Below are 23839 nucleotides of genomic sequence, written 5' to 3' on the forward strand. Positions count from 1 at the left end.
CCACAGGAAAAGTGATTGACCCTTAATTTTCCTAAAAGGTCGAATTTCTTGCATACGCTTCTCAGCATCCGGCAGAGAGTATGCCGATTGGATATAGCATCTAAAAGAGCCAAGGTTGCACACAAAATCGACTTCAAGCTGCTTGCGGGTCACTTTACCATCCTCGCCTTTCTCCGCAATCTGCACGACACCGACATCTACGCAGTAACCCCTCATGCAAAGCTCATTGTATAGTACATTCTCCATAGAATAAGTTGGCTCAATTTGTCGGAAATTTAGCCTCGCATTGCGAAGACCAAGATCTGAGAAGTAGTATTTCATGGGAGTCTCAATATATCTCTTCCCCTTGATGTCATACCGGAGTGCAGGCTCAATCAGGTAAGAATCTTCAAGATGATCCAGATATTTCTTGATGGTTTTGGGTGTGATTTTCGACTTCTTGACTGACTTGAATGTATTTCTCAACTTCTCTGGATTTGTCAGGGATCCAATCGATGAAGCTAGGAAGTTGAGAAGATCCTCCAGTTCCCCACTATTCTTAATTCGATTGCGTTTTATGATATCCCGAAGGTAAATCTCACTGAACAAGTTCTTCAACACTGCAGTTTTTTCACTGGCGCCGTCACAAAGGACCACCTGGGGGATGCCCCCATACAGAATATACTCAGACAAGCCCATATATCGATCACCGTTGAAAACCGACATGAACTCTGCAAAACTCAACGGATACATATGGATTTCATCGCCACGACCTGCAAACTCAGTAATGATATCCTTTGACAAAAATTTTGCATTACTTCCTGTTACGAATACATCCATGTGCTTGCTGCGAAGATACCCATTCAATACCGATTCAAAACAGTCCATCAACTGTACTTCATCAAGCAGCAGGTAGTACATTCCTGAGCCAGATACCATGGAGTGGATATATGCCAAAAACTTCTCGGGATCAACACCTCGCTTTTCCTTTTCCATGAGCACAGGACTATCACCGATCAGGAAAAGGTCATCTGCCGAATCGAATGCAAAACGTATGATATGGTCGGGATCAACACCGGTTGCAATCAAATGATTATAGAACAAGGTATTCAACAGATATGACTTTCCGCATCGGCGGATACCGGTGATTACTTTGATCAAGCCGTTGTGTTTCTTTTTAATCAACCTACCTAAGTAGAAGTCTCGGTTAATTTCCATGCTACAGCCCCTTTGCGAAAGATTTTTGCAACCTTATACATTTCTCTGTCCTGGATGACACAATAGACATCCTATCATACACTCCAGTTGACTCATTTGCAGTGTTTCATTTGTCATAGAATGTTCCTTTGGCAAGTATAGATACATTCCCGCTGACAAAGATGTTTCCTGTTTCTTTTTCTTTCAAGACACGGAGTTCACTGGGTCTTCCAAGGAATCGACCCTGATGGATGATCATCTCCTCTCCCTCAGGGCAGACGCCGTGCTTACACAGATAGGAGCCCACAGGTCCGGCTGCGCTGCCTGTGGCCACGTCTTCCAACCCGCTGAAATCCCAAGTTCTCCCTTCCATTGCCTCGATGGAAAACACATAGGCAAACTTTGCACCATAGGAGAGAAGCAACGATTCGTAATCATTTGAAAACATTCCTGCCCGTTCAAGTCCGCTATGGATGGGGACGATCAGGTACGGCAAACCGGTTGTCACAACCTCCAAAGGGTACGCTGCAGCAAGATCGTCCATACCCAAGCCAAGCGGGGCGATCAACTTCGGGTAGTCGGATGGAGCAATACACCCGATTGTCTGTGCTGGCCCCTGATTCATACTGCAGCCATACTCGTGCCGATCTTTGATGGCAACACTGCTGACGTCAACATCCTTGGCGTTCAGGTGGAACCGGATTTCAGCCTTTTCTTTGCAAGCATCCAGTATCTGCACCACGGCCGCAGCACCAAGAATCGGATGCCCGGCAAAGTCCAGTTCCTCATCCTTCGTGAAAATTCTTGCCCTGTATTCACAGTCACCCAGCTTTCTCAGGAAAATCGTTTCATACTGCTTCATTTCCCGAGTGATCTGAAGCATCGTCTCACTTGTGGGAAATCGGTTGCAAACCAAGACGGTCAATCCATTTCCTGTAAGCGGCCCTTTTGAAAATACATCAACATGGTAGTATTGCGTACGTCACCTCCTCAATAGGTTGCAGCAGTCTTTGGATACCTTGTATCGTTTTGCAAATACAACCCTTCTGTACTTTCCAGCAGGAAGATTCACATCACCTTCCCATTGATGAAGATAGGGATTATCTTCTAGACTTTTCAAAACACAAGCAACCTCGTTCCTCAAAATCTTCTCAACATCCAAATCAATACTGATACGGCCATCGACTTAATCACTGCTTAAAAGGACCACCGTCTCATCTGTTGTTGATTTAAGTGTCCAAGACTCATACACCGATTTCCCATTGTATGCCACAGGGAACTTGAATTGAACAGTCTTTATTAGGCTACCATGTCTTCCCGTCTTTTCCGGATAGGATTTGGCTCATCATACAGCAACCTGTAGAGCGAATGGTCAATCGCCTTTTCCTTGTTTCCATCCTTTCCATATAGAAAACAATGAGAATACCGGCTGTTTCAAACCTTTGTCATTAAAACTATTGTCTCGACGTCGTTTTCTTTGGGCAAGCGAGTTCAATCTCAAATCACATCATTCATGACGATCCAGGTTCCTTCTTTTCTCCCGCCTCGCCTTTGTACGACACCTTTCTCCTTCAGCTGAGTAAGGACTTTTCTTACATAGCCATCCGAATATCCCGTAGTCGTAACAAGCTCACGAATCGTGATATGAGGATTATTGTTGATCTCTTCAATCACTGCTTTTTCAGCTTGGGTCAGGATAATTTTGATACCTTTCAATATCTCTTCTGAAATGCCTTTATCATAATTGAACGGTATGGTCACATTGATAAAATTTTCCATGATATCAAATGCCTGCCGTCCATAACTGCTGATGATCAAAGGCACACCATGTCCTGTCTGTTCTACATACCCAAGCTGCCCGAATATCTTTTGCAGCTTTGCATTGACCGGCTTACTGATCCCCTTGAAAAATTCATCCTTAGTCAGATCAGCCGGAAGTCCTCCGGTAGATATTATTTCTATTCTGTCTGAAAAAACACATACTGCAGGCGGGTTGCCTTTTTCCCATTTTGTATGCAGACATGCGTTCTGCCAGGCTTCTTTAAAACTAGCCGCATCGAATAGCTTTTCCTCTTCCCTTTTGTGGTTTCCCATAGTGACTCTTGTTTCATTAATCGAATCCATATAATCAAGTACTTTGTCCATGGAAGTCACAAGACAGGTGCCTCCATACTCATTCCTTTTGATGATACTTGTCTTATCCTTCCCCGCGAAAGAAACGACTTTTATGGAAATGTCATTTACATCCGCCAGAAGGTACGCCATGAGATTGTATTTTCCAGAACTTGTTTTCAGCCCAGTATTATTCTCAAAGGTTTCCTGGTCAACGGTTAAACCGGAAGAAACGAAAGAGATCTTCAGTTTGGTAAACGAAAGATCTTGAGCCGGAGCTTCCATGATCGTTATTGGATCTGCAGCCGTTTTTTGATTCATTAGTTCCTTCAAGGCTGATGGGCTGAGCTCTCTGTCTTCATCTGCGGACCGCATATAATATCTTCCATAGGCAGAGTATGGCTTATCAGAGCCTTGGACCTCGATTTTGATTACATTCTTCCCGTCAATAAGTTCCGAGGAAATCGACGGAATAATCTGCGGTTTAACAAAGTTCGCAATTGCCTGGGATATTTCACGCAGTGTTCTGTCTCCGAGCTGCTGTCCCCCAATATCACCGCTGTCTTTCACGCCAAAGTATAATACCCCGTGTCCGTTTTTATTCAGCATCGAAGAAAGTGATATGAGGCCCTCTTTAAGTTCACCAGTTGTCTTCTTAAATTCGAGGGTTTCGGTCTCTGTTCCGAGATTTTTCATGGCCGCTCTCCAATCATCAGCTTTTCCGGGGTATAACATATCTCAGCGTTTTTTGCTACTCTTTTTTCTACTTTTTTTTGCTACCTTATTGCCACTCTTCAGTAGCAGTAAAAGCATGTATGCTGGATAACTCTCCCATTCGCGAATTCCAGCTTTTTTCTTAACTTTGGCAATGTAAAGGGAATAGACCTCTACCCCTGGCAAAAGCCTTGATTTCATTATAAGCCCCATTTATGACAAGAATTACAAGCTCTTAAACATCCCAATCACTATTGAAATGGCCATCGACTTAATCACTGCTTAAAAGGACCACCGTCTCAATGTGCTCGGTATGCGGGAACATATCCACCGGTTGTATTCCCCGTACCTGATAGTCGCTGAACCGTAAAAGGTAACGAAGGTCCCGCTCAAGCGTCCTGGGGTTGCAGGAGATATACACAATACGTTTGGGAGCGAGCTTGATGGCCGCTGCCAAAAAGCGCTCATCGCTGCCGCTGCGAGGGGGATCGAGGAACAGCACATCACAAAGGCGTTTGGCCTTCGCCATCTCCTTCAGCTGTACCGAAGCATCGGCACAGATGAACTCGGCATTGGCCAAGTTGTTGCGCTCGGCATTCAGCTTGGCATCTTCAACAGCCTGTTCATTCGATTCAATACCAAGAACATACCTTGCACCCTCCTTGGCGGCTATCAAGGCAATGGTTCCGGTTCCGCAGTAGGCATCGATAACCACGTCTTCCTTGCCAATTTGGGCCATACGCATGGCCAGCGAATACAGGACTTGGGACTGCTCGACATTGACCTGAAAGAAAGAGGAAGGAGAGATGCGGAAGGTAAGGGAGCAGAGATGTTCCTCAATAAATCCCTTGCCCCAGAGCACCTTGATGGGGATTTCGCTGAGCACCATGCTGGTGTGTTCACGGTTCATATTCAGTGCTATGGTGGTAATCTCGGGGTGCTTCTGCTTCAGTGCCGCGATGAAGTTGTCGGCAGAGGGAAGGGGCCACTGCCCGCAGACGAGCACTACGATGGCCTCGCCTGTCTTACGGCTGATCTTGATCAGGACATGGCGAAGATAGCCGAATCCTTCATCCTCATCATAGGCGGAAATCTGAAACCGGGTGGCAAGGTTGCGGATGGTCTTGAGGATGTCGTCGGCAAGGGGATGCTGGACCATGCACGAACGGATCGGAACCAAATGGTGGGTACCCTCCTGATAAATACCGCTTATCAGGCTGCCTTTCCAATCATAGCCGAAGGTGGCTTGCACTTTGGTCCGATATTGAGTCGGATCTTCCATTCCTTGTATGGGAGCAATCGGACCGAACTGCCCAAGCAGCTCATCCACATAGCGCATTTTCATCTCCAACTGTTTGGGGTAGGAGTAATCCATCAACTGACAGGCTCCACAGGTGCGGGCCAAGGGACATTTTGCATAACGTTTCATGGTTACACGGTGGTGGGAAATACATAGTTTGTCAATTGTCTTTCCTACCTCTCTTTGCTATGCTGACGCTATGAAATACCTACGCTTCAAACATCAGGATACAATCAGCTACGGACTGCTCGAGGGCGATACCGTCCAAGTACTCGAAGGAACACCATTCGATACGTACAACATTACCGATAGAAAGCTCGCATTGACGGAAGTAGAAATACTGACTCCTTGCGACTACTCCAAGGCCATATGCATCGGCCTCAACTACAAGGACCATGCCCAGGAGTTCCAGCTTCCTATACCAACCGAACCGGTGGTATTCATCAAACCATCCACCGCTGCGTTGCAGCAAGGCGGAGTCATCCAGTACCCTGCGATGTGCAAGCGCCTTGACTACGAGGCAGAGCTCGCCATCGTCATCGGAAAGAAAGCAAGGTTCGTCCCGATTACCGAGGTAAACAAGTACATCCTCGGCTACACCTGTGCAAACGACGTAACCGCCCGAGACCTGCAGCCCAAGCAGGGCCAGTGGACCATTTCCAAGAGCTTTGACACCTTCTGCCCCTTCGGCCCGTTCATCAGCGACGAGGTCGATCCCTCCAACCTGGCCATCGAAAGCAGGGTGAACGGCAGGACCATGCAGAAGTCCAATACCAGCAATCTCATCTTCTCCGTTCCCTTCCTGGTGAGCTACCTCTCCCAGGTCATGACGCTGCTGCCCGGGGACATCATCCTTACCGGAACGCCGGGGGGTATCAGCGGGATGCACCATGGGGATACGGTACAGATCATCATCGAAGGCTTGGGAGTGCTGAAGAATACAATCGGTTAAGCAGGAAATTATCGAGGGTCACTACCAGTTTCAGGTAGTGATCCTTGACAGCCAATAGGTTGGCGACTTCTCTATCGGAGTGCTCAACAACAGGAAAATTTCTAAGTCCGACATCATACGGAACTCTTGTATTTCATACTCTGTACTACAACCTGATCGAATCCTCATCCAACAGAAACTGCTCTATGCCCAAATACAAGACACCTGCATTGTCATGCCAAGGAATGACATCATCCTTGACAATGACGATCTTCCTAAATGAATCAGGTATGTTTCTAAAAGGTCTTGTCTCCTGGTTTCTTTTCGTTTCGTCATCAATCGACAATGCAGACTGGATGTAATATACACGTGATCCATCGTTTGCAACAAAATCTACTTCCAGCTGCTTCCTTATAGTCTTGTTATCTGCATCCTTTTCAAAGGCCTCAAGGTTTCCCACATCTACACTATATCCGCGGAGCATCAGCTCGTTGTATATGACATTCTCCATGATATGAGTCTCTTCCATCTGCCGAAATCCCAACCTGGCATTTCGGAGTCCGATATCTGTGAAATAGTACTTCATAGGCGAGCCAATATATTTTCTACCTTTAATGTCAAATCTTTTGGCTTTGGACAAGATGAATGCATCTTCCAAGTATTCAAGATACCTTGAGATTGTTACATGGGAAATTTTCTGTTTTTTCAGCGACAAGAACGTACGCTCCAGTCTGGTTGGATTTGTGAAGGACCCAGTTGCCGATGCAGTAAAATCCAGAAGATCTTCCAGCGTCGTTCTATCATTGAGAATTCTGTTCCTTTCAACAACATCGGTTATATATATTTTTGTAAACAGGTCCCTAAGGTATTTTGCTTTATCCTCATGGCTTCTTCTACTAAGGACAAAAGGCATGCCTCCATAGGTGATGTAATCCCTCCATGCGTGCCTTTTGTCTTCGTCATACTGAGAATAGAACTCACTGTATGATAGAGGATTCATGCGTATCTCATCCCCTCTGCCACGGAATGCGGTCAGAATATCACTGGAAAGCATCTTTGAATTGCTTCCAGTGACATAAAGATCGATGTTCTTGATTGCCATAAGACCTAGAAGTGTATCAACGAACGTTATTGTATCTTCATCGGACTCAAGATATGGATTCTTGATTTCAGCAACTTTCTGTATCTCGTCAAGAAAAACATAATGCATTTCATCCGATTGTGAAGCCAACTTCCTTATATACTCACCTAATACAAGTGGATTTCTGTATTTGGCATGTATGTCATGATCCAAAGCCAGCATTATTATTTGGGACTCTTTCACACCGCAGTCCAACAGATAGTCATGATATATAGTGTTAAGAAGAACGCTTTTTCCGCTGCGGCGTATGCCCGCAATAACCTTTACAAGCCCATTCTCTCTTCTCTCAATCAGCTTCTTCAGATACCTGTCTCTTTTTATTATCACAAATACACTCCGTTTTTGTGTATCCACACACTTTTAGTTCAAGTTAATCTTATAATGCATACCCTTATAAAGCAACCTAATTTGTACTTTTTATGTGTATGAACACAAAAATAGTTCGAAATAATACTCAACCGCTTTACAGATCCAAGGGTGAGGCATCCAAAATCCTGCGATGTGCAAGTATCTTGACAATGAGGCCGGGCTTGCCGTCGTAATCAGCAAGAAAGTGAGGTTTATTCCCATCATCGAAGGCCTGGGAGTATTGAAGAATACGATTGGTTGAGCAGGAAATCCTCAAGGTGCACCAAACGTACACCCTCCACGGTGCCTCCTGCCAGGTCATCAAGGGTCACTACCAGTTTCGGGTAGTGATCCTTGACCGCCAAGAGATTGGCAATCTCTCTATCAGAGTTCTCAGGAAGGTTTCTACAGACTTGGACATATATTCTCTCATCACGTTTCTTTGCTACAAAGTCAATTTCCTTGTCGCCAAGCTTCCCGATGTAGACATCGTATCCTCTTCGTTTTAGCTCAAAATAGACCACATTTTCCAGCATGGCTGCCAATCCTCCAGGATTGAAACCAAACATGCAGTACTTCAGAGAGGGGTCGGCAATGTAGAACTTCTCCTGGGTTTTCAGGATGTTCTTGCCTTGCAGGTCATACCGCTTACAGCGGTAGACTATGAAGGCTTTTTCAAGATACGAGATGTAGTTGTATATCGCCTCTACTGAGAGAGATCGTTTCTCATTTTTCAGAAATGTCACAATACTGTTGGCTGAGAACGTCTTCCCGACATTCTCCACAATGAAGCGGACAGTCCGGTCGAACAAATCTTGTGAGCCGATTGCATGTCGCCTTGCAATGTCTCCGCTGATGATGGAATGGTAGATGCCTTCCACAATTTGATAGGCAGTCTGCTCGGTAAAGGTACCCGCTGCAATGATAGGAAACCCACCAAAGCGCAGATACTCAGCCAGCAAATTCCGTTCATCGGGTCTGTTGTTCTTTTTAAAATCGAGATACTCGGCATATGAGAGCGTATAGACGGGTATCTGGACATATCTACCAGTCAAGTACGTAGAAATTTCACCGGCCGAAAGTCGAGAATTCGAACCGGAAATATAGATATCAGCCCTGCCCTCTTCAAGCAGTGTATTTACTGCTTTCTCCCAGCCCTCTACTTCCTGCACTTCATCGAGTAGAAGATAATACCTTCCTCCTCGATGCATAGCCTGTTTCAAGTCCTCGTACATATCCCTTACCGTAAACGTTTCTGGGATATCTAGAGAGGTATACCTACGAGTGACAATATGCTCTGATCCGATTCCCCTCGCTACTAATTCATGCTTGAACATTTCCAAAATGGTTGATTTACCACAACGACGGATTCCAGCGAGGATTTTCACCAGCGGGACATCAATATAGCCCTCTAACACATCCAGATATAACGGTCTGGCAATGAGGGTTTGTTGATATTCTGACATACGGCCTTTCTCCCTTTATAAAGAAGGTTTCAATGCAGATTATATACCAATATGATAGAAAAATACATAATTTATTCGTTTTTTAAGTAAAAAGTTTCTGCTTATTATAAGTTTTTATTTAAATTAAGCAAAAACTTATGATTTTCAGATGAAATACATCACATGCCAAACATATGGCTGTGCAAGCATAAGGGCCCTCATAGTGAAGGCCCTCATGAAAGATTCTCTTAGTAGTTACCTATTCTATGCAGTCATGATCCTGCACTCCTTCTCTTGTGCAGCGAAGGTGATGAGTGCACCCGCCGCTGAATGAGAGAGTGAGCCAGAGGAGACAGAAGCAACATTGTCGATGTTTCGCAGACACACAGCCCAGTTCTTCAATTCACCCTCCACCGCTACCTCGTACACAGTACCATCTCTTTTGATCTTGCAGACAGCCTGTACTGTACCATCATGGGCATACACTGCGGCCTCCGCCTCCTTGGCGTCATCCAGGGCAAAGAGATGGAACGTCACCTTGTCGTTGTACGGGTAATCGGGTTGTTGTGTGTTGTTTCCAATGGGAAGAAGCGTGTTCGGTCTTGCAAAGAGCGGAAGGCTGAAGTAGTCGTATACCTCCTCTTGATAGGAGCCGCCTTCCACTTCCTTGTTGGAGAGCAGGTGTGTCCACCTGCCCTTGGGAAGGTAGTACACAGCCTTTCCATCATCTTGGAAGATCGGGGCAACCAGAAGGCTCTCACCAAGCAGGTACTGCCTGTCCAGATATGCGCAGACCGGGTCGGAAGGGAACTCAAGCACCATGGCACGCATCATCGGAAGGCCTGACTCATGCGTCCTGCATGCCTGGGCGAACAGGTAGGGCATCAGGGTGCACTTAAGCTCTACAAATGCCTTGAGAACCCTGCAGGCCTCTTCATCGAAGTCCCAGGGAACACGATAGGACTCATTGCCGTGCAAGCGGCTGTGGGAGGACAGCAAGCCAAAGGCCACCCAGCGCTTGAACAGATCCGGTGTTGCAAGCTTCTCGAAGCCTCCTATATCGTGACTCCAATAGCCGAACCCACACATGGAGAGCGAAAGACCGCCACGGATGCTCTCGGCCATCGACTCATAGGTTGCCGAACAGTCGCCACCCCAGTGCACGGGAAATTTCTGGCCTCCAACGGTTGCAGAACGGGCAAAAACCAATGCCTCATGCTTGCCGCGTTTTTCCTCAAGCAGGGTGAACACAGCCTGATTGTACAGATAGGTGTAGTAGTTGTGCATCAACATCGGATCGGAGTGGTCAAAATACTCAACCTCGATGGGAATTCTCTCACCAAAATCCGTCTTGAAGGTATCGACACCCATATCCAGCAGGAGAGCCAGCTTACCCTGATACCATCTCACCGCCTCAGGATTGGTGAAGTCGACCAATCCCATGCCGGCCTGCCAGCGGTCCCACTGCCAGACGCTCCCGTCGGGATTCTTGACCAGATAGCCTTTCTCCATGCCTTCATCGAACAGGTACGATTTCTGGGCCACATAGGGATTGATCCAGACGCAGACCTTGAGTCCGCGTTCATGCAGTCGTTTCAACATCGCCTTGGGGTCGGGGAACTGTCTCTGGTCCCATAAAAAGTCGACCCACTGGAATTCGCGCATCCAGAAGCAATCGAAATGGAAGACGTGCAGGGGAATCTCATGGTCCTGCATCCCATCGATGAAGCTATTGACTGTCTTCTCATCATAGTTCGTTACAAAGGAGGTTGAGAGCCACAGACCGAAGGACCACGGTGGCACCAAGGCGGGCTTTCCCGTAAGCAGCGCATAGTTATGCAAGACCGCTTTCAGGTCGTCGCCGCCGATAAGGTAGTAGTCCAGACATTGGCCGGGGACGGAGAACTGCACTGCAGTAACCACCTCCGAACATACCTCGAAGGAGACCTTGCCGGCACTGGCGACAAGCACCCCGTATCCCTTGGAAGAGAGGTAGAACGGAATGTTCTTATAGGCTTGTTCACTGCTGGTGCCGCCGTCCTCATTCCAGATATCCACCACCTGCCCGTTTTTCACAAAGGCTGTGAAACGCTCGCCAAGGCCGTAGATGGTCTCCCCCACACCGAGGTTCAGGTACTCAACCTGATACGGCTCCTTATCATGAACGATGGCATGTCCGCCAAGCAGGCCGGCCGAGGAGGTCAGAACCTTGCCTTTGTAGGTGAATTGGACATCCCCCGGACCCGTGGTCGCCACGTGTGCAGAGAGATCCTTGGAACAGGCTGCAAAGCTGTTCTTGTTCGTTTCAATAGCCAGCAATTTTGCCTGGTCCTCTGCCAGCTCGAAGAAAGGCCCCCGTTTCGGCAATCCCTTGAAGTGATAGGAACGTACATGCAGTACATCAGGAAGCACAGCGGTGATCTCTGTTGTGATCACAGCTGTATTGAGGGTGGAACCGCGGTGCTCGATTTTCTTGGTGGCGGCAAACATGGAGAGCTTTCCCTCTCCCTTTTGCACATCGACGATGGCAACCTTCGGCAAGTGACGAACGCTCTTGTGTATGTTCCAATAGCCGTCTCTGAATTTCATAGTCTCTCTCCCGTTATGTTTTCACCGCACCGGCAACCATTCCCTTGATGATGTAGCGCTGTAAACTCAAGTAGAACAGAATCGCCGGGAGGATGGTCAACAGAACCCCTGCCATGGCAAAGTTCCATTCGACCTTGTACAGTCCGAAGAAGTTGTAGGCCGCCAGCTGGAGGGTCAAGGACTTTTTCGATCCGCTGAGCACCAACAGGGGCAGCAGAAAGTCATTCCACATCCACATCGTATTGATGACGACGACCGAGACGGTCACCGGCTGCAACAAGGGGAAAATAATCTGAAAAAAGGCCCTGAGCGGGGATGCGCCGTCGATGAGTGCACAGTCATCAAGCTCCTGGGGCACCGATTTCACAGCCCCATGATACATGAAGAGAGCAAGGGAGGCTCCCAATCCCCAATAGAGAACCCCCAACCCCAAGGGAGAGCCGATCAGGTGCAGTTCCTTGGCAACCTTCACCAACGAGATCATGAAGGAGTGGAAGGGAATCATCATCGGGGCGATGAGAATCATGAACATAATGAAGCTGTACCGGGTCTTGGTCCGGGAGAGCTTGTACCCGGCCAAGGAGCTGACCAGCACCACACCGCAGACTCCCACTGTTGTTGCCAGCAGGGTGTTCAGAAAATAGCGGGGGTAGTTCATGATCTTGAACGCATTCTGAAAGTTCTCCCACACCAGTCTTTTAGGGAGGGCGAGTACATTGCTGGTGATTTCGCTGAAGGTCTTGAACGAGTTGATCACCACCAGAAAGAGCGGATAGAGGTAAGCGATGGCAAGCATGAGCAGGATGACGGAAGCCATTGTGGAAGGGAGGGAGTGCTTCTTCATACTTCCACCTCCCGCTGCTTGAATACCCTGACCTGGATGATCGAGAGGATGAGGATCATAAGAAAGAGCACGACAGACTTTGCCGTTCCATACCCGAATCGGTTGATGACGAAGGCTGTGCGGTAGATGTCCAAGGCGATGGTCGTGGTGGTATTGCCCGGACCCCCGTTGGTCAGGCTGAAGATGACATCAAAGGCTTTCAAGCCATTGGAGAGGGAGTGGAAGACACAGACGGTTATGGATGGCATGATCAAGGGAAGAGTAATATGAAAGAACCGTTTGGTCCTATTCGCGCCATCGATCATGGAAGCCTCGATCAGGTCCCGGGGAACCGTCTGCAGGCCTGCAAGGTAGACAACCAGATAGAATCCCAGAGAGTGCCACAGGCTGACCAAGAGCACGCTGAAATAGATGATGTTCACATCTCCCAGCCAGCTGAGCATAAAGATTTCCCACCCGGTCTTTTGGTAAAACGAGTCAAAGCCGGCGGAGAATATGAACCGCCAGATATAGCCGATGATGATCAGGCTGATGATATTGGGGACATAGAACGCAGCACGCAGCACGTTCTTCCCCTTGATGTCGCCATCCAGGACTACGGCGAGCAACAAGGCACAGAGATTGACTGCTATGACGCTTCCCAGCGTCAGGCGCAAGGTAAAGCCGAAGGCCTTCCACATATCCGGGTCGTCAAGAAAGAGTTCCTTGTAATTCTGAAGCCCGATGAACGTTTGCGCCTTGTCCAAACCATTCCACTTGGTGAAGGAGGAGGCCACACTCATCAGAAAGGGTATTTCAACAGAGACAAGGATGGCTGCAAAGGCCGGCAGCGTGAAGAGGAGGAAGACCAAACCTCGATTGAGTTGTTTTCGTCGCAGTTGTGTCATGCAGGTTACCTAGTGGCCGGATTCGCTTCCGGCCACAGTCGAAGATGAAGAGTTGTTACTGAGCTGCCTTGGCAATCTTTGCGTAGGCTGCATCCAGGGCATCGAGGGTCTGCTCACGATCGGTGAGACCTGCGCAGTAGCCCTGCAGGATTGCACCAAGCTGCTGCTCGGTTCCGGTGGGGAACATCTGGTAGAACCAAGGATAGCCGGGAGTCCCGCTTGCAAGCAGGGCTGAGGTCTCTTTGGCGATATGGGAGTCGGGAGCAGCAGCACCGATGATCGGAGAGAGCTGCTTTACCTTGCCGGGAATCCAATTCTTGCCGTATTCGCTGGTGGTGAGCCATCTCAGCCAATCGAGGGCGGCCTGACGATTCTTGCCGTCCTTGGCAATGCGGATGGTCTGGTTGGAGTCGAACATAATACCGGCGGTTGCTGCGTTGTTTCCGGTAGGACCGACGAGCAAGCCGATTTCGACTTCAGGATTGGTCTTGCGGATGGAGTCTTCGGCCCAGTTGCCCTGGTGGATCATGGCGACCTTGCCGGTAGCCAAAGCGGAGGTCTGGTCGTTGAAGTCGGATTCGTTCGGCTTCGGTCCGCCGTACTTCTTGATCAGGTCCAACAGATCGAACAGCTGGCTCATCTGGGGAATATCCTTGAACTTGAGGGCGCCGCTGTTGAGCATGCCTACGAACTTCTCGTAGCCGCCATAGTTGTCGGTCGGCACATTGGCGATGGCCTGCCATGCAGTCTGGGGAAGAACCCAGAACTCCTTGAAACCGGTGGCGAAGGGCTGGACGCCATTGGCCTGCAGCTTCTTTGCAACAGCCTCAAACTCACTGAGGGTCTTGGGGAGGGTGGTGATTCCATTGTCCCTGAAGACCTTCTTGTTGTAGATGAAAGAGTGGGACTGCACCAAGAAAGGATAGCCGGTCACCTTGCCGTCGCTGATGACACCTTGGAGGGCGCCGGGTTCAATCTGCTTGATGAAGTCCTCGTTGGTCAAGTCGTAGACATAGTCCTTGTAGGTGGAGTTGTCTGCATAGGCACTGCTCATGAAAATGTCGGGAACATCGCCGGAGTTCAGGCGGCTGGTCAACACCGAGCGGTAATCGGTCTGCAGTACCGTAATGTCCAGGGTAACACCGGTTGCTTTTTTATACTCGGCTACCATGTCGTTATACTGCTCTGCAAGTTCGGGGCTGTAGAACAATACATTCAGGGTGACATTTTCATCCTTCTTTTCCTGTTGTCCTGCTGCAAAAAGCGGAGTGAAGGCTACGAGAAGAGCCAACAATACTAACAGCATTTTTTTCATACGATTCTCCTTTTTTTGTACCATTATCCAAATACTATGGTATGTTATACGTATAACACACGGGTATTCGGTTGTCAACAAAATACTTTTTATGAGAAGATATTCAATATTCCCGCAGAAATTGAGGACGCATGGGTATTACACAGAAAGAAATTGCAAAGAATCTGGGAATCTCGTACATGACCGTAAGTCGTGCACTGAACAGCAACGGGTACGTTTCCGATGCACTGAAACAACGAGTGTTGGAGTATGCAAAAGAGATGGGGTATGAACCCCACCGGGCAAGTCAGGTCTTGGTTCGCAACAGCACCAGGAGACTGGCGTTGTTCTCCTCCACCCTGCCCCGCTACTTCTGGGACGAGATCAACAAAGGGGTGCAGGTCGCAGCCCAACAGCTGAAAGCCTTCGACTACGAAGTACACTATCATCGGGTTCCCGAACTCGATACCCAAGCCTATCTCGCCCTCCTTGAGCAGGAGATCGAGCAAGGAGTCGACGCCGTTGCCTTGGTCAACCAACGAATGTATGACATCGAGGCAGTAATCACCTGCATCGAGCAGGCTGGCCTGCCCTATGTCACCTTCAACATCGATGCACCACATTCGAAGCGATGCACCTACATCGGGTCGGACTATGTTGCCGGCGGCAGGCTTGCAGCGGACTTCATCGCCCGAACCCTGCAGCTTTCCCGGAAAAAAGAAGTCTTGGTCCTGCAGTGCTCGGAACAGGAACTTTCACAGGCAAAGGGACCGAATATCAACAAGATGCGCCTTGAAGGTTTTTTGGACCTGATGAACCAATCGTTTCCTGAAATCACGGTCCATCTGGAATATTTTGACACAAAGCTGCAGGCGGAGGAGAAAGACAACCAAATCCTCAACCTGGTCCGAAACTACCAAAACAAGGTGCAGGCAATGTACCTCATTCCCGCCTTCAATACTGATTTTCTCCACGCCTTGGACGCAGCAGGGGTACACGATACCATCACCGTTCTCCATGACTTGGACAGCGCCGCCCTGTACCATTTGAAGACGCGGCTTCTTTCGGCCGTCATCGACCAGAGTCCTACACTCCAAGGCTACTACACCGTAATGGCATTGGAAAAAATCCTCGAGTCAAAGCAACCTGCCGATCTTCCTCTTATCCAAATCGACCATAATTTGGTACTCACCGAGAACAGGAACCTCATCCATGGACTGAGTGCCGCCAGGCTCATGTCCTAAAAGAACATGACCTCCACATCCCTTCCATCGAAGCAGACCAGGTCCCCCTGGGGATGGATACGAGAGGGAATGCGAATACCATCGACGGTGGTGTACTGACTGCACTCTGCAGTTCTGGAAACCTGCTCGAGCTTGCCGTCGAATGAAGCTGCCATACGGTCGTTGGTAGTGAATTTCACCATCTCCCCGCTCTCCAGGAAGGTCGAAACAGTTCTGCTTTCAAGTGATCGGCATCCATGCTTTCACCTTTTCATGCAACTGGTTATCTTCTGTCAAGACATCTTGACTTTCCCCATCAGAACTCTGGACTATGCTAGACATGCAAACAGTACTGCTCTCTGCAATCGTGGTTTTCATCTCCACCAGCATCGACGACCTGGTGCTTCTCATCCTCTTCCACTCCCAAGCAACTACGCGGGTGCAACGAATATCGATACTCGTGGGTCAAATCTTGGGTATAGGGGTGTTGGTAGGTATCAGCCTGGTCGGCTCATATCTTGCAAGCAGAATGCTTGAAGGGTGGGTCATCGGTCTCTTGGGCTTTATTCCCATAATTCTTGGCATACGGGCGATGCTGAGCAAAGAGGAGAGCAAGGAAGAAGCGACGAGAACAGGAAGAAAGAGCCTGCTTGCAACCGTCACCTTGGTGACAATCGCAAGCGGAGGGGACAATCTGGGCATCTACATACCCTGGTTTGCCACCCTCGACGGCGCCTATCTTGGCCTCACGATGCTGGTCTTCCTCGTCTTCTCCCTGATCTTTTGGTCCCTGGGCTACCTTCTGGCAAACCAGAGCCACATCAAGACCTTGCTCTCCCGCTTCTCGGCCGTCCTTGTTCCGGTGGTCTTCCTGCTGCTCGGACTTATCATCCTCAGCGAGAACGGCACCTTTGCAAAGCTGGCAAGCCTGTTCTAGTAGGCTGACTCATGCACCCCGCTCACCGCCCTTCCGCTGGGCTCGTTCATTTTCCTGAACGCCTCGTCCCACTCAAGCGCCTTGGCTGTTGAACAAGCGACCGAATCCTCCCGAGGTACGCAGCGTGCCGCACTCTCGCTGGGGAAATGGGAAGCAAACAAGCATCGGTAGTAGTACTCCTCCTTGGTGGCGGGAGTATGGATGGGAAAACGCTTGGCGGCCAGGGCGAATTGCTCATCGGTGACCAGGTTGGAAGTCATGCGCTTGAGCGTATCTATCCAGTTGTACCCAACCCCGTCACTGAACTGCTCCTTCTGCCTCCAGGTGATTTCAGGCGGCAGATACTCCTTGAAGGCTTCCCTGAGCAGCCATTTCTCGATCCGCTTGTCCTCCCCGACGACGGGACAGAGTTTGAGATCTGGATTGAGATTCATCGCTACATCCATGAACTCCTTGTCCAGGAAAGGAACACGACCTTCGACACCCCAGGCGGCAAGGGACTTGTTCGCCCTGAGGCAGTCATAGAGATGGAGCTTGGAGAGCTTGCGTACCGTCTCCTCATGGAACTCACGGGCATTGGGGGCCTTGTGAAAGTAGAGGTAACCGCCGAAGATCTCATCACTGCCTTCGCCGCTGAGCACCATCTTGATTCCCATCGACTTGATCACACGCCCCAAAAGGTACATCGGGGTGGCCGCCCTGACGGTGGTGATATCGCTGGTTTCCAGATGATAGATGACATCGGACAGGGCATCGAGCGCCTCTTGGATGGTAAAGTGCACCTCGTGATGCACCGTACCCAGGTGATCGGCTGCAATTCGGGCCGCCTTCAGGTCGGGTGATCCCTCCAGGCCGATGGCAAAGGAGTGAAGCCTCGGCCACCACGCAGTCTCCTGGTCGTCACTCTCAACCCGCTTTTGGGCGTACTTGGCGGTGACGGCGGCAATGATCGAGCTGTCCAAGCCCCCTGAAAGCAAAACGCCGTACGGCACATCGCTCATCAGCTGGCGCTTAACCGCCGCTTCGAGGGCATGCTTGACCTCCTCGATGCTGCCGCCATGATTCTTGACCACATCATAGCTGGTCCATTCTCGAGTATACCACTGCTTGGGCTTTCCTTCGGGGCTGTAGTAGTATTGTCCGGGCAGAAACAGCTCGATGGAGGAGCAAACCCCTTCCAGGGCCTTCAGCTCGCTTGCCACATAGTAGCGCCCTTCATCGTCCCACCCCTGATACAGGGGGATGACGCCGATATGGTCGCGGGCGATGAGATACACATCCTTGGTCCGGTCGTAGAGAGCAAAGGCGAAAATACCGTTCAACTCTTCCAAAAAGTCGGGGCCCTTGTCCTGGTAGAGGGCAAGAATGACCTCGCAGTCACTTTGGGTCTGAAACTCATAGGTATTTGCATAGCGCCTGCGGATCTGCTGATGATTGTAGATCTCCCCGTTCACGGCCAAAACGATATTCCCATCCTTGCTGTACAGCGGTTGACCTCCTGACAACGGGTCTACGATGGCCAGCCGCTCATGGCTGATAACCGCCTTCTCTGATGCAAACACCCCGGACCAGTCCGGACCCCGGTGGCGAATCTTGCGGGACATCGCCAAAACACGGGAACGCAACTCGGGCGTATACGAGCGAATGTCAAACATACCTACAAATCCACACATCCTCTACCTCCAAAAAAAAGCGCTCCTATCCCGTCAGGGTTAGGAACGTCTTTGTTCTTGGGTCGATACTAGACGCTTCAGAGCAAAGATGCAAGAGCCTGTTCAACGATTGTCAGTGCCTTGTCGATGTCTTGTTGCCGTACTATCAAAGGAGGCACGAAGCGAAGCACATCGTAGCCGGCGCTGGCAACCAAAAGTCCGCGTTCAAAACATGCATCGACGACCTTGCGCGGAGAGACGGTCAATACCATGCCGTTGATCAAGCCCATTCCCCGGACCTCCCCGCACAATGTGGGATACAGCGCTGCAAGCTGTACGAGCTTCTCCCGCAAGTAGGAACCCATCTGCTGCACAGCGTCGGTAAACTCTGGATCGTTGAGGCGCCGAACCATCTCGTTGACGCCGGCCATGGCCAAGGCATTGCCGCCGAACGTGGAGGCATGGTCGCCGGGTTTGAATATCTCGTTGGCCTTTTCGCAGGTAAGCATGGCTCCGGCGGGGATTCCCCCGGCAAGCGCCTTGGCGGTGGTCAGGATGTCGGGTTTCACCCCGTAGACCTGATAGGCAAACGGCTTTCCGCTTCGCCCCATGCCGCACTGCACCTCGTCATAGATGAGCAGGATGTCCTTCTGGTCACACAGTTCACGCAGGCCCTGGAGGAACTCTACGGTTGCCGGCACGATGCCGCCCTCACCCTGGATGGGCTCGACGATGATGGCACAAGTCTTTTCATTGACCAAGGCCTTCACACTCTCCAAATTATTGAATTTGGCATAGCTGAATCCCTGGGGAAGCGGATCGAAGTTCACATGATACTTGTCCTGACCGGTGGCTGTGATGGCACCATAGGTGCGTCCATGGAAGGAGTGGACCATCGAAATGATATCGGTGCGGGCCGGGTTGCTCTTGTGCCCGAACTTGCGGGCAAGCTTGAGGGCGGCTTCATTCGCCTCGGCCCCGCTGTTGCAGAAAAAGACCCTGTCCATGCCTGCAAGGGTGCACAGACCCTTGGCTGCCGCGATGGCTTGAATGTTGTAATAAAGATTGGAGCAGTGAAGCAGTCCTTTCTCGACTACCTCAGCGATGGCAGCAGAGAGGCCTGCATCATGGTACCCCAGGGCATTGACGGCGATTCCGCCGACAAAGTCCAAATACTTTTTCCCTTCTTCATCGATCAAGTACATGCCTTCACCACCGGCAAAAACCACCGGCACCTGGGCATAGGTGTCCAGCAAATACTGTTTGCCTAGTGCGATGCTTGTCTGCATGCTCATACGCTCTCCTTGTCGGTCACCATGGTACCAATACCCTTGGTGGTAAAGATTTCGAGCAGAATAGCATGGCTCACCCGTCCATCGAGGACGTGGACGCTTTCCACTCCTTTCTCCAGCCCGTCGATGCAGCACTGGACCTTGGGGATCATACCCCCCTTGATCGTCCCATCGGCAATATAGGAAAGAGCCTGCCGTTTGCTCAAGGTTCTGAGAATGGAGGCAGGATCATCCTTGTCCTTGAGGATTCCCTCCACATCGGTGAGGAACACCAATTTCTGGGCTGAAAGGGCTCCCGCCACGGCACTGGCCGCATAGTCGGCGTTGATGTTGTAGGTGTTTCCCTGTCCATCTACACCCACCGGTGATACCACCGGAACGAAGTTGTTGGCAAGCAGCGTGTCAAGCAAAGTGGTGTCAACCTTGTCGATCTGACCGACAAAACCCAGGTCCCTGCCCTTCTCATCAAGCTTCCTGCTGCAAAGCATGGTCCTGCCGTCCTTGCCGCTGATACCCGCAGCCTTGATCCCCACACACTCAAGTTCATCAACCAACGCCTTGGCGATGGAACCTGAAAGAACCATTTCCGCCACCTGGGCGGTCTCTGCATCGGTGACCCGCAGCCCGTCGAGGAACTCACTCTTCTTGCCGAGGCGGTCGAGCAGACTGGTAATCTCCTTGCCGCCGCCGTGGACCACCACCGGCTTGAGCCCGATGTACTTGAGCATGGCGATATCCTGGATCACCGACTTCTTCAGGTTCTCGTCCACCATGGCCGAACCGCCGTACTTGACCACTACGATGCTGCCGGCAAAGCGCCGGATGTACGGAATGGCCTCAATGAGTACCTCGGCCTTGAGTATTTCTGTTTCCATTTGGTGTTTCATCAGCTTCTATAGTCTCCATTGATCCGAACGTACTCATAGGAGAGGTCGCAGCCCCATGCGGTGCCTTCTCCAGTCCCATCCTGCAACTGTGCCAGCGTAACAATCTCGCGTTCCATGAGAATGCCCTTGGCAAGGTGTTCATCGAAAGCCAACGGCGTTCCATTTTTCACCACTTGGATGGTTCCTTTCGCCGAGGAGAAGTACAAGTCCAGCGTTGAGGGATTGAAATCCGCCCCGCTGTAGCCCATGGCACAAAGAATCCGTCCCCAGTTGGCATCACTGCCGAAGAAAGCCGTCTTGACCAGGTTGCTGGTGATAACACTGCGTGCCAGCGTTTGGGCCGTCTGCTTATCCTTCGCACCCGTCACCTTCACCTCCAGGAACTTCCCCGCACCCTCGCCGTCGCGAACGATCGCCTTGGCAAGCTCGGTATGGACATAGAGGAATGCCTGGGTGAATTGCTCCCACTGGGGATGGCTTGGACAAAGAGGAGTCGTTTCGCTCATGCCGTTGGCAAGAACCAGGACGGTATCGTTGGTGGAAGTATCGCCGTCGACGCTGATCATATTGTAGGTATCGGTGATCGAGGACCCCAACAGGGTCTGCAACGTCTGCTTGTCCACATTGGCATCGGTGGTGATGAAGCTGAGCATGGTGGCCATGTTGGGATGGATCATTCCAGACCCCTTGGCCATGCCTCCGATATGTACCGTCCTACCCTCGATCTGCAAACTGACAGCAACTTCCTTGGTAAAGGTGTCGGTCGTACAGATGGCCAAGGCGGCTTCAAATGCCGCCTCGCGGCTTTCACCCAACTCCTTGCTGCACAAATCGATGCCTGCCTTGACCTTGTCCATCGGCAAAGGAACGCCGATGACACCGGTCGAACAGACCAGCACCTCTTCGGCCTTGCAGCCAAGTACTGAGCCTGCATGGGCTGCAGTGGCCTCGGTGTCCTTCAGCCCCTGCTCGGCTGTACAGGCGTTGGCATTGCCGCTGTTGATGACAATGGCCCTGACCTTGTCCTGGGTGGCCACCAGCTTCTGGTCCCAGAGCACCGGGGCGGCCTTCACCAGATTGGTGGTGAAAGAGCCTGCAAATGAGCAGGGAACCTGACTGACCACCAGAGCCAGGTCCTTCTTCCGCTTCTTGATGCCGCAGGCGACGCCGTTGGCTGAAAATCCCTTACTTGCGGTAACTGAACCGTCGATAATCTGCATACAAGCCTCCTAGAGGGGGGTGCTCACATAGAGAGGAAGGCCGAGGGTCTCCTCAAAGTTGCACCGGATATTCATGTTCTGTACCGCTTGTCCGCCGGCACCCTTGATCAAATTGTCTATCGCCCCGATTGCGATGACGCGCCTGGTCCTTGCATCGACCTTCCACCCGATAGCACAGGTGTTGGTCCCCCGGACGAACCGGGTTTCGGGAAGGGAGGATCCCATCAGGCGGATGAAGCGCTCCTTGCCGTAGTGTTTCTGATATGCAGACTCGATATCACCTTCAGTCACCCCGGTCTTGAGGTTTGCATAGCAGGTGGACAGGATTCCACGGTTCATCGGAACCAAATGGGGAGTGAACTGCACTACGATGTCAGAACCGTTGATCAGGCTCAGTTCCTGCTCGATCTCCGGGGTGTGGCGGTGATTGGTCACCCCATACGCCTTGTACGATTCGTTGCACTCGCAAAACAACGAGTCGATCTTCTCGCTGCGGCCTGCCCCGCTGACTCCGCTGGCGCTGTCGATTATCAGGCTGGATGGATCGACCAATTGCTCGGCCAGCAAGGGAGCAAGGGTGAGAATGGAGCATGTGGTATAGCAGCCCGGATTTGCAATCAGGTTGGCCTTCTCAATCTCACTGCGATGCAGTTCGCAGAGGCCGTAGACACTCTGTTTGAGAAGGTGCTTGCTGCCGTGTTCGGTCTTGTACCAGGATTCATAGACACTGCTTTCCTTAAGCCGATAGTCGGCTCCCAGATCGATGACGATGCATCGCTCCAAGATCTCCTCGGTGACCTTGCGGCTGGCCAGTGCATGGGGGAGAGCTAAAAACAGAACCGAGCAAAGCTTGCTCGCCTCTTGCACATCCTCCTCCTGCAAAACCAGGTCGCAACCACCCGCAAGCGATGGATAGATATCGGAAAAACGCTTGCCCGCGTATGAGTGGGAAGCCAAATAGGTGATCTCAACGTTGGGGTGTGCAGCCAATAAGGATACCAGGACCGATCCTGCATACCCTGTAGCACCAATTACTCCGCATCGCAGCATACAATCCTCCGTGTATACGATAGTGGTATAATTATACAGATAATCCGTTGCTTGACCAGTATCCATGCATATAATTTCAGAAAATTATGTATAAATATTAATTAAGCCAGTGAATTACATCCTTTCCCCAGCTCATTCCCAGCTTTTTCTGCAAAGAAAGTGAAGCTGTATTGGCAGTATCGACATGGCAGTAGGGAATGCGCCCTTGATCCAGCAGCAGATTGATGTAGGCTTTCTCCAGCTCCTCACCGATATGTCGTCTGCGCCAGGCAGGCAGGACTTCAAGCATCCCGATGGTCCCTTCGGCGTGCCTGCCGATGAAGGCGGCAAGCTGGCCGTCGACGACAGCCTTCCTCATCGAGCCGGCTGATACACGCTCGGTGATGTACGCCCTGTCGGCATGCTTGTAGTGGGCCAAAACAATATCCAGATCCTCAAGGCACAACGGCTGTATCGTGACTTTCGACGAGAGGACAAACCGCTGCTTGCTCGGATAGACGGCTTGCACGCAACCCAGATGGTAGGGCAATCCTTGTGCCTTGAGATATTCGACCAACGGCCCTTCATGAATACAGAGGGCGTCGTCGCTTCCGACCATGAGTTTTGCAAAGTCGGGCAGTGCCTGCTCGTCAAACAGTGCACAACAACGCGTGTTCTTGTTGATGCAAATCAATACACCCGCCTCCGAGGCCAGAAGGACCTCTGCCGTCCCCTCTCTCAGCGGTTCGATGAGATCGATGTAGGTGATCTCCCCTTTACTCTCTAAAAACGAAACGATATCCATGCTCACAGTTTAC

18 protein-coding genes and 2 pseudogenes are annotated in these 23839 nt (G+C 50.6%); 3 read left to right on the forward strand and 17 right to left on the reverse strand.

Annotated features, from left to right (window positions below; genetic code table 11):
• The 4 genes and pseudogenes from B3K89_RS05295 to rlmD all read right to left on the reverse strand — a co-directional run.
• Nucleotides 1-1197, reverse strand: a 1197-nt coding sequence (locus B3K89_RS05295; RefSeq protein ID WP_345907154.1) for an ATP-binding protein, incomplete at its 3' end; no start/stop codon positions are given.
• A gap of 106 nt (nucleotides 1198-1303) precedes the next feature.
• Nucleotides 1304-2143: pseudogene (locus tag B3K89_RS05300) on the reverse strand (PhzF family phenazine biosynthesis protein); the annotation flags it as partial.
• 530 nt (nucleotides 2144-2673) lie between these two features.
• A complete protein-coding gene (locus tag B3K89_RS05305; RefSeq protein ID WP_298503778.1) occupies nucleotides 2674-3984 on the reverse strand; it encodes an RNA-binding domain-containing protein in 1311 nt (436 codons plus the stop codon).
• Nucleotides 3985-4273: 289 nt separating this feature from the next.
• On the reverse strand, nucleotides 4274-5467 hold the full coding sequence (gene rlmD / locus B3K89_RS05310; RefSeq protein ID WP_345907164.1) for a 23S rRNA (uracil(1939)-C(5))-methyltransferase RlmD: 1194 nt from the start codon (nucleotides 5465-5467) through the stop codon (nucleotides 4274-4276).
• Nucleotides 5468-5501: 34 nt separating this feature from the next.
• Between rlmD and B3K89_RS05315 the strand changes: the two genes are divergently transcribed.
• Nucleotides 5502-6254 (forward strand): fumarylacetoacetate hydrolase family protein, encoded by a 753-nt coding sequence (locus B3K89_RS05315; RefSeq protein ID WP_298503780.1) that lies wholly within the window; start codon nucleotides 5502-5504, stop codon nucleotides 6252-6254.
• A 145-nt stretch (nucleotides 6255-6399) separates the two neighbouring features.
• Here B3K89_RS05315 and B3K89_RS05320 read toward each other — a convergent pair whose 3' ends face one another.
• From B3K89_RS05320 to B3K89_RS05345, 6 genes are all read right to left on the reverse strand, one after another.
• Nucleotides 6400-7701 (reverse strand): ATP-binding protein, encoded by a 1302-nt coding sequence (locus B3K89_RS05320; protein WP_345907155.1) that lies wholly within the window; start codon nucleotides 7699-7701, stop codon nucleotides 6400-6402.
• A 242-nt stretch (nucleotides 7702-7943) separates the two neighbouring features.
• On the reverse strand, nucleotides 7944-9188 hold the full coding sequence (locus tag B3K89_RS05325) for an ATP-binding protein (protein WP_345907156.1): 1245 nt from the start codon (nucleotides 9186-9188) through the stop codon (nucleotides 7944-7946).
• A gap of 243 nt (nucleotides 9189-9431) precedes the next feature.
• Nucleotides 9432-11756, reverse strand: a complete 2325-nt coding sequence (gene yicI / locus B3K89_RS05330) for an alpha-xylosidase (RefSeq protein WP_345907157.1) — start codon at nucleotides 11754-11756, stop codon at nucleotides 9432-9434.
• Between the two features lie 13 nt (nucleotides 11757-11769).
• On the reverse strand, nucleotides 11770-12600 hold the full coding sequence (locus B3K89_RS05335) for a carbohydrate ABC transporter permease (RefSeq protein ID WP_293909943.1): 831 nt from the start codon (nucleotides 12598-12600) through the stop codon (nucleotides 11770-11772).
• Nucleotides 12597-13487: a carbohydrate ABC transporter permease gene (locus B3K89_RS05340; RefSeq protein ID WP_293909941.1), complete on the reverse strand. Its 891-nt coding sequence runs from the start codon at nucleotides 13485-13487 to the stop codon at nucleotides 12597-12599. The genes B3K89_RS05335 and B3K89_RS05340 overlap by 4 nt, the downstream gene beginning before the upstream one ends.
• Nucleotides 13488-13542: 55 nt before the next feature.
• Nucleotides 13543-14802, reverse strand: coding sequence for an ABC transporter substrate-binding protein (locus B3K89_RS05345; protein ID WP_293909939.1), 1260 nt, complete (start codon nucleotides 14800-14802; stop codon nucleotides 13543-13545).
• A 131-nt stretch (nucleotides 14803-14933) separates the two neighbouring features.
• Here B3K89_RS05345 and B3K89_RS05350 point away from each other — a divergent pair, with 131 nt between their 5' ends.
• Nucleotides 14934-16025, forward strand: coding sequence for a LacI family DNA-binding transcriptional regulator (locus tag B3K89_RS05350; protein ID WP_345907158.1), 1092 nt, complete (start codon nucleotides 14934-14936; stop codon nucleotides 16023-16025).
• On the opposite strand, the pseudogene B3K89_RS05355 reads toward B3K89_RS05350, so the two are convergent.
• A pseudogene (locus B3K89_RS05355) lies at nucleotides 16022-16225 on the reverse strand (DUF6544 family protein); the annotation flags it as partial. The gene B3K89_RS05350 and the pseudogene B3K89_RS05355 sit on opposite strands and share 4 nt — an antisense overlap.
• A 119-nt stretch (nucleotides 16226-16344) precedes the next feature.
• On the opposite strand from B3K89_RS05355, the gene B3K89_RS05360 reads away from it, so the two are divergent.
• The gene (locus B3K89_RS05360; RefSeq protein ID WP_298503792.1) at nucleotides 16345-16941 is read left to right on the forward strand and encodes a cadmium resistance transporter; all 597 of its coding nucleotides are present in this window, start codon (nucleotides 16345-16347) and stop codon (nucleotides 16939-16941) included.
• Here the strand turns inward: B3K89_RS05360 and asnB are convergent.
• The 6 genes from asnB to B3K89_RS05390 form a co-directional block, all read right to left on the reverse strand.
• The gene (gene asnB / locus B3K89_RS05365) at nucleotides 16938-18614 is read right to left on the reverse strand and encodes an asparagine synthase B (RefSeq protein WP_345907159.1); all 1677 of its coding nucleotides are present in this window, start codon (nucleotides 18612-18614) and stop codon (nucleotides 16938-16940) included. The genes B3K89_RS05360 and asnB overlap by 4 nt on opposite strands.
• A gap of 77 nt (nucleotides 18615-18691) precedes the next feature.
• Nucleotides 18692-19888 (reverse strand): aspartate aminotransferase family protein, encoded by a 1197-nt coding sequence (locus B3K89_RS05370; protein WP_345907160.1) that lies wholly within the window; start codon nucleotides 19886-19888, stop codon nucleotides 18692-18694.
• Nucleotides 19885-20772 carry an acetylglutamate kinase gene (argB, locus tag B3K89_RS05375; protein WP_293909927.1) on the reverse strand — a complete coding sequence of 296 codons (888 nt, stop codon included), beginning with the start codon at nucleotides 20770-20772 and terminating at the stop codon, nucleotides 19885-19887. Before argB ends, B3K89_RS05370 begins: the two co-directional genes overlap by 4 nt.
• Nucleotides 20772-21992 carry a bifunctional ornithine acetyltransferase/N-acetylglutamate synthase gene (argJ, locus tag B3K89_RS05380; RefSeq protein WP_345907161.1) on the reverse strand — a complete coding sequence of 407 codons (1221 nt, stop codon included), beginning with the start codon at nucleotides 21990-21992 and terminating at the stop codon, nucleotides 20772-20774. The genes argB and argJ overlap by 1 nt, the downstream gene beginning before the upstream one ends.
• Nucleotides 21993-22001: 9 nt before the next feature.
• Nucleotides 22002-23042, reverse strand: a complete 1041-nt coding sequence (argC, locus tag B3K89_RS05385; RefSeq protein ID WP_345907162.1) for an N-acetyl-gamma-glutamyl-phosphate reductase — start codon at nucleotides 23040-23042, stop codon at nucleotides 22002-22004.
• Nucleotides 23043-23139: 97 nt separating this feature from the next.
• Nucleotides 23140-23826, reverse strand: a complete 687-nt coding sequence (locus tag B3K89_RS05390; protein WP_345907163.1) for a GNAT family N-acetyltransferase — start codon at nucleotides 23824-23826, stop codon at nucleotides 23140-23142.
• Nucleotides 23827-23839: the final 13 nt, after the last annotated feature.

It is taken from the genome of Sphaerochaeta sp. UBA5849, assembly GCA_002432715.1.
Classification (GTDB): domain Bacteria; phylum Spirochaetota; class Spirochaetia; order Sphaerochaetales; family Sphaerochaetaceae; genus Sphaerochaeta.

Bases quoted from the DNA above. Each gene is read 5' to 3' on its own strand.
- yicI (WP_345907157.1), bottom strand. From the start codon at position 11,756: ATGAAATTCAGAGACGGCTATTGGAACATACACAAGAGCGTTCGTCAC.
- argJ (WP_345907161.1), bottom strand. From the start codon at position 21,992: ATGCAGATTATCGACGGTTCAGTTACCGCAAGTAAGGGATTTTCAGCC.
- B3K89_RS05335 (WP_293909943.1), bottom strand. From the start codon at position 12,600: ATGAAGAAGCACTCCCTCCCTTCCACAATGGCTTCCGTCATCCTGCTC.
- B3K89_RS05345 (WP_293909939.1), bottom strand. From the start codon at position 14,802: ATGAAAAAAATGCTGTTAGTATTGTTGGCTCTTCTCGTAGCCTTCACT.
- B3K89_RS05370 (WP_345907160.1), bottom strand. From the start codon at position 19,888: ATGAGCATGCAGACAAGCATCGCACTAGGCAAACAGTATTTGCTGGAC.
- argC (WP_345907162.1), bottom strand. From the start codon at position 23,042: ATGCTGCGATGCGGAGTAATTGGTGCTACAGGGTATGCAGGATCGGTC.
- B3K89_RS05305 (WP_298503778.1), bottom strand. From the start codon at position 3,984: ATGAAAAATCTCGGAACAGAGACCGAAACCCTCGAATTTAAGAAGACA.
- asnB (WP_345907159.1), bottom strand. From the start codon at position 18,614: ATGTGTGGATTTGTAGGTATGTTTGACATTCGCTCGTATACGCCCGAG.
- B3K89_RS05390 (WP_345907163.1), bottom strand. From the start codon at position 23,826: ATGGATATCGTTTCGTTTTTAGAGAGTAAAGGGGAGATCACCTACATC.
- B3K89_RS05325 (WP_345907156.1), bottom strand. From the start codon at position 9,188: ATGTCAGAATATCAACAAACCCTCATTGCCAGACCGTTATATCTGGAT.
- B3K89_RS05350 (WP_345907158.1), top strand. From the start codon at position 14,934: ATGGGTATTACACAGAAAGAAATTGCAAAGAATCTGGGAATCTCGTAC.
- B3K89_RS05340 (WP_293909941.1), bottom strand. From the start codon at position 13,487: ATGACACAACTGCGACGAAAACAACTCAATCGAGGTTTGGTCTTCCTC.
- B3K89_RS05315 (WP_298503780.1), top strand. From the start codon at position 5,502: ATGAAATACCTACGCTTCAAACATCAGGATACAATCAGCTACGGACTG.
- B3K89_RS05360 (WP_298503792.1), top strand. From the start codon at position 16,345: ATGCAAACAGTACTGCTCTCTGCAATCGTGGTTTTCATCTCCACCAGC.
- argB (WP_293909927.1), bottom strand. From the start codon at position 20,772: ATGAAACACCAAATGGAAACAGAAATACTCAAGGCCGAGGTACTCATT.